This window comes from Paenibacillus sp. 01T422 (genome assembly GCF_056398785.1).
Genome location: NZ_JBFTQB010000664.1, coordinates 1 through 3718, shown reverse-complemented (window position 1 = coordinate 3718; position 3718 = coordinate 1). Strand labels below are relative to the sequence as shown.

4 protein-coding genes and 1 pseudogene are annotated in these 3718 nt (G+C 44.1%); 1 reads left to right on the top strand and 4 read right to left on the bottom strand.

Annotated elements, in window-relative coordinates:
* Nucleotides 1-230: pseudogene (locus tag AC1DUA_RS28465) on the bottom strand (hypothetical protein); the annotation flags it as partial.
* A 230-nt stretch (nt 231-460) separates the two neighbouring features.
* Here AC1DUA_RS28465 and AC1DUA_RS28460 point away from each other — a divergent pair.
* Nucleotides 461-1549 (top strand): M24 family metallopeptidase, encoded by a 1089-nt coding sequence (locus AC1DUA_RS28460; RefSeq protein ID WP_477502960.1) that lies wholly within the window; start codon nt 461-463, stop codon nt 1547-1549.
* A 132-nt stretch (nt 1550-1681) separates the two neighbouring features.
* On the opposite strand, the gene AC1DUA_RS28455 is transcribed toward AC1DUA_RS28460, so the two are convergent.
* From AC1DUA_RS28455 to AC1DUA_RS28445, 3 genes are all read right to left on the bottom strand, one after another.
* The gene (locus tag AC1DUA_RS28455) at nt 1682-2260 is read right to left on the bottom strand and encodes an LURP-one-related family protein (protein ID WP_477502959.1); all 579 of its coding nucleotides are present in this window, start codon (nt 2258-2260) and stop codon (nt 1682-1684) included.
* Between the two features lie 417 nt (nt 2261-2677).
* A complete protein-coding gene (locus AC1DUA_RS28450; protein WP_477502958.1) occupies nt 2678-3283 on the bottom strand; it encodes a pentapeptide repeat-containing protein in 606 nt (201 codons plus the stop codon).
* A gap of 55 nt (nt 3284-3338) precedes the next feature.
* On the bottom strand, nt 3339-3718 hold a 380-nt coding region (locus AC1DUA_RS28445; protein ID WP_477502957.1), incomplete at its 5' end, for a MarR family winged helix-turn-helix transcriptional regulator.

Here is a 3718-nt window from a genome sequence, read left to right as displayed (position 1 = left end):
ATCCAGATCATATTCATAAAAGGGGTGTTATCCCAAAAATAGCTATAACGCATCCAACCGATGATTCCTTCACTTTCATCTTGGAATAAGAAAATTTCTCTATCTCTGATTTTAGGTGCTATTAATTTCTCCATGAGATGGTGGTCCCTGCTTTTTAGATAATCAATATCCCTTTCGGTGGCAGCTATAATCCTCACTTTGTTTCCTTTCATTGCGACTTCATTGTACATTACTTCTTGCTATCTTCCTTGAATCCTCTGCCTTGAAATAAAAATGAAACAGCAGCCTCGGATGAGATAATAATGTCCTAGGCTGTTGCTGTTTTATTGTCCATAGTAATAATATCCCCCTCCTTTCCACTTGTCACCCACACTTATTGACATTATAATGGGTCCATTATGTAAAATTGACCCGCAATACCATTATGGAAGCCACCTCGAAAGGAAGGTTGATTGTTTTAATGAATACGCGAATTGAACAGCTAGTTGCCTATATGGATCGGCAGGAGATCGATGCTGTGCTGATTACGATGCCGAAGCATGTGTATTATTTGACCGGGTTTGCGAGCGACCCGCATGAGCGTTTTCTCGGTCTGCTGATTCCGCGCGGAGCTGAACCGCTGCTAATCGTACCGGCTTTGGACCTTGAAGCGGCACAAGCTGCATCTTCCGTGAAAGAAATCCATACCCATACGGACACCGATAACCCATACGAAGTTCTGAACAAGCTTATGCCAGCAGGCGTCCGGAAGCTTGGACTGGAGAAGGACTATATGACGGTTAGTCGGTTCGAGGCCATTAGCCAAGCGGTCGGTGCAGCCGTCTATGCAGATATCGACGAGCCGCTGCGCGAGATGCGCGTCATCAAAACTCCGGACGAGGTGATACGCATGAAGCATGCGGTGCGAATCATCGAGGATGTGCTGCGCGCCGGCATTACACAAGTGAAACCTGGCGTTACAGAGATTGAGCTTGTAGCGGAGCTGGAGTACCAGATGAAGAAGCTCGGCGCGAGCGGACCTTCCTTCTCGACGATGGTGCTGGCGGGCGAGAAATCTGCGCTGCCGCATGGTGTTCCGGGCTCACGTGCCGTCCGCGAAGGCGAGCTGCTCTTGTTCGACCTCGGTGTCTATGCAGACGGATATGCATCTGATATTACTCGAACGTTCGCGGTAGGCGATATTTCGGAAGAGCAGGCAATAATCTATCAGACGGTGCTCCAGGCGAACCTGCTGGCTATTGAAGCGACTCGCGCCGGCGCTACGTTGGCCAGCCTGGACAACGCGGCGCGTAAGCATATCACCGACGCAGGCTACGGAACATATTTCATGCACCGGCTTGGGCATGGCCTTGGCATGGATGTGCACGAATATCCATCCGTGCATGGCCTTAACCAAGAGTTGCTGCGCAGCGGCATGGTCTTCACGATCGAGCCAGGCATCTATGTACCAGGAGTCGGCGGCGTTCGCATCGAGGATGATGTACTCGTCACGGACAACGGCGTCGAGGTGTTGACATCGTTCCCGAAAGAACTTACCGTCATCGGGTGACACATTTCATTTGCGGAGATTTCATTGATTTTACGATTATATTTAATAATTTCACAAAACTACAAAGAGACCTGATGTCAGGTCTCTTTGTAGTTTTGCGAGCAATTATAAATTATAAATCCGTTGAGATCATTATCCCTGTTTGCCCTCGACGGCGATCAATAGCACCGCAGCAGCGAGGCCCAAGCGACGATCAAGTTTGTCGTTGTGATCAGCGGAGAAGTCGAGCGTTAGTTTTTGGACGAACGGGTTGAAATTCTGCTTGTACTCGGCGACTTTGGTTCCATTCATCTCAACATTGTAATGCTGAGGAATCAAATTCGTCAGAAACCTTCGCAGAAGAGCAAGCATCACGTTATCTTCCTTAATCAATCCAATCTCCGACTCACTTGTGTTCAGAATCGCCCATTCATCCTTGAGGATCGACTTCATCCCTTTGCGTCGAAGAGAACCTATCTTGCTGCCGGTCTCAACATCCACTACATCGAAGATTGCGGAGAAATCAATGACACTTCGAGCTTGAATGCTGATCAAACAATCTTGCATTGTATCATCTCCGTATATTCGGATATCTTCCTTCAACTTGAAGGCTTTCATCTTGGAGAACAGTATTGCCTTTTCATTCATGTCGAAAATGTCAATTTTAGCGCCTACTAAAGAAAGGATTTGTTTTCTAACCACGAATTTATGATGATTGAATTTCGGATTCAAGTTTTCGCCCCCCTGGACTCTGACTCTACTGAGCCTTTGTTCATTAAAATTCGACAGAATTAGGGGAAATTCCTTTTTATACGCGAATTCACTTCAATTTCCTCAATAAACCTACCTAATCCGTCTGGACCTCCATAGAAAAACGCCATAAGTCATAAGAACCGGGACAATTAAGACGACACTCATGGCACAGATGGCCATAAAAATATTGGAGATCACACCACTCCACGTGAGTAATTTGGACGTATATTGGATGATCCACGAAGCTACGGCCACTAATGCCAGCACGATGAACATAGACTTCAGAGCCCTTCGTTCTATCTCGTTAACCAGGTAAAATTAAAAGGCCCCAGCCCCGTGAATTCCAGGGCTAAGGCCGTCTAAATGAATACCTCTTTTTTAAAAATCAAATTGCAGTTAATTTATTTTGGCTCCATGCGAGAGTGAAAACAACACGGCTTGCTCAGTATCCATTCGTACTCCCTTGATCGTGAGGGCTTTGAAATCCACACCATCCATTTTAGCTCCCCTTACATCAGCTCCCTGTAATTTCGCTTTAGCCAGCATTGTTCTCGTAAGATCACAATTTCTTAAGTCGGCTTTCTCTAAATTGGCTTCAGTTAAATCTGATTCATAGAATTTAATACCACGTAAATCTTGCTTAACCAATCTGGCTCTTCTCAAATTCGTATAAGACCAATCTCCTTGGAGTATAGTGATTCCATCCATATTTGCACTAGAAAAATCTGAACCCGTCATTTTGCAGTTTTCAAACTTCGAGACAAATAGATTTGCTTCGGCAAAGTTACAATTTTCAAACGCGGATTCCTTATGAATGGAACTATTTAACGAGGCACCCCGAAAATTACATTCAACGAAACGGCAGTTCCTTGTCGTAATTTCTTCTAAAGATCCGTTAGCAAATGTACAACGACGGAAAGTGCAACTCATAAGCTCGCCATACCTCAAGTCTTGATTGCGAAAGTCTACTCCTTCATAATTTTGGTTGATATGCTCAAACATCCTTATCCTCCTTCATCCCTAATAGTTGATACATCAACTATTAGGTGTGTACAAATCATTTTTTCATATTATCGCGCATCTTAATTAGAAGCCTTCGTAATTCATTCATTTCTTCAAGTGAAAAACCTGTTTGTAGGACATCAATAGTTCCTGAAATACAAGGTAATACATTGGTAGCCAAGCTCCTACCTTTTTCTGTTAATGAAACTTTAAAATAACGGCGGTCATAACTATTAGTAACTCTGTACATGACACCTTTATTTTCAAGACTCAATATCATCCGAGTGATGCTTGATTTATCTTTTCTTAAAGCCAAAGCAATTTCACCCTGAGACAATCCATCCCGTTCATTGAGCAAAATAATCATAAAAGCTTGTTCTGGTGTAATATCATACGGAGCTAAACTTCTACTCATGCACGCAGCTACATCTAATT

Coding starts and splice junctions, on each gene's coding strand:
- AC1DUA_RS28460 (WP_477502960.1), top strand. CDS start 461: ATGAATACGCGAATTGAACAGCTAGTTGCCTATATGGATCGGCAGGAG.
- AC1DUA_RS28450 (WP_477502958.1), bottom strand. CDS start 3,283: ATGTTTGAGCATATCAACCAAAATTATGAAGGAGTAGACTTTCGCAAT.